At 44.3% G+C, this 1603-nt stretch carries 2 protein-coding genes and 2 pseudogenes; 1 reads left to right on the plus strand and 3 read right to left on the minus strand.

Annotation, left to right across the window (positions count from 1 at the left end; genetic code table 11):
- Window positions 1-168 (plus strand): annotated as a pseudogene (locus ACWHAR_RS20820) (MFS transporter); the annotation flags it as partial.
- Window positions 169-201: 33 nt separating this feature from the next.
- Here ACWHAR_RS20820 and ACWHAR_RS20825 read toward each other — a convergent pair.
- The 3 genes and pseudogenes from ACWHAR_RS20825 to ccpB form a co-directional block, all read right to left on the minus strand.
- A complete protein-coding gene (locus tag ACWHAR_RS20825; protein WP_041336710.1) occupies window positions 202-756 on the minus strand; it encodes a sugar O-acetyltransferase in 555 nt (184 codons plus the stop codon).
- Window positions 757-771: 15 nt separating this feature from the next.
- Window positions 772-1152 carry a VOC family protein gene (locus ACWHAR_RS20830; RefSeq protein WP_015250784.1) on the minus strand — a complete coding sequence of 127 codons (381 nt, stop codon included), beginning with the start codon at window positions 1150-1152 and terminating at the stop codon, window positions 772-774.
- A gap of 55 nt (window positions 1153-1207) precedes the next feature.
- Window positions 1208-1603, minus strand: a pseudogene (gene ccpB / locus ACWHAR_RS20835) (transcriptional regulator CcpB); the annotation flags it as partial.

Genomic DNA, 1603 nt, shown 5'->3' on the forward strand with positions numbered 1-1603 from the left:
GCCTATGGTCTTGGCCGTTTTTCAAACATTTTTGGCTCATTGCTTGTCGGATTTATTGCCGTTCAGCTCGGCTATATCAGCGTCTTCTTATTTATTGGGGGCTGCTGGCTCGCATGCTCCTTGCTGTTAATCTTCTTCGGTCCTAATACGAATGCGAAACAGATTTAAAAAAGTCAGTGCGGATCTGCCGCACTGATCTCATTACAATTGCTTCAAAATCCTCGCGGGGTTTCCGCCTACAACAGTATTAGCGGGTACATCCTTAGTGACAACAGATCCAGAAGCAATCACTGCGTTATCACCGATTGTCACTCCCGGGTTAATCACCGCCCGGCCTCCAATCCAAACTTGATCTCCAATTGTCACAGACTTACCGAACTCCTTCCCGGATTTCCTTTCGATCGGATCAAGAGGATGACCGGCCGTGTAGATATGTACACCTGGCGCAATCAAACAATGACGGCCGATACGCACCTCACACACATCTAAAATGACACAGTCAAAATTAACAAATGTATGATCTCCGATATGAATGTGATAGCCATAATCACAGCGGAATGTCGGCAAAATCGTGACTTGATCCCCAACCGAACCGAGCAGCTCCTTCAAAAGCTCTGTCCGCACTATATCATCTTCCGTTGTTTCGTTATATTGTCTAATCAGCTGTCTCGCATGCTTGCGTTCTAGTAATAGTTGTTGATCTTCCGAATTGTATAATTCTCCGGCTGCCATTTTTTCTTTTTCTGTCCTCAGCATTTAAGTCACTCCATGTCAGATTGTAATCTCGATCAAATTTCCTTCATCATCCTCAATCACACTTTCATAGTAGCCGTCTCCTGTTGTCCGCGGGCCGTTGACGACGGCAAAACCATCCGCCTTCAACCGAGCAGTCAGTTCATCCACTTTCTCCCGGCTCCCAACGGAAAAGGCAATATGTGCCCAGCCTGTCATTGTTTGTGAGGGCGGATCGGTCACATTTCCTTTTTTCATAATCTCCAGCCTTGCTCCGGAACCAAACGTAATAAAATAAGACTTAAAATCTTTTTTCTCATTATGATACAAATCATTCGCTTTGCCATTAAAATACGTTTCATAAAAAGACTTCATTCGCTCTAAATCATTAACCCAGATCGCTGTATGTTCAATCTGCATTTCTTCCTCCTCCTTCGCCTTCAATGAAGTTATAAGGTATGAAATGCATTTCAGTTCAAGCTTTTTTCTTAAATTTATGCTGAATTTTAATATCAGCGGGTTCATCCTGCAAAAATAGAGAAAATGCTGCGATGCCGAGCTGCTCAAGATTCAAATCAAGCGACGGAAAACCAAGAACACGGCTGATAGAAGTATTCCCCTCGCCTATGATTTCAACATCCCAATTATTCTTTTTGGCAAATAGATGAATTCCAGCTGCCACTTCATCACTATTTGCATAAATAGCAGTCGGAACCCGCCCGCTCATATAAAAATGTTCAGCTGCCAGCTCACCATCATTCATATCGTTGCATCCGGACAGCATATGGCGGTCTTCCAACCTTCCGCAGACAGCTTTATAGGCCGCAGCTTTATCAGCCGTGCTCGGGCTCCTATCAGCACCTCTGACACA

The sequence above is a fragment of the Bacillus sp. LR--39 genome (assembly GCF_053613335.1).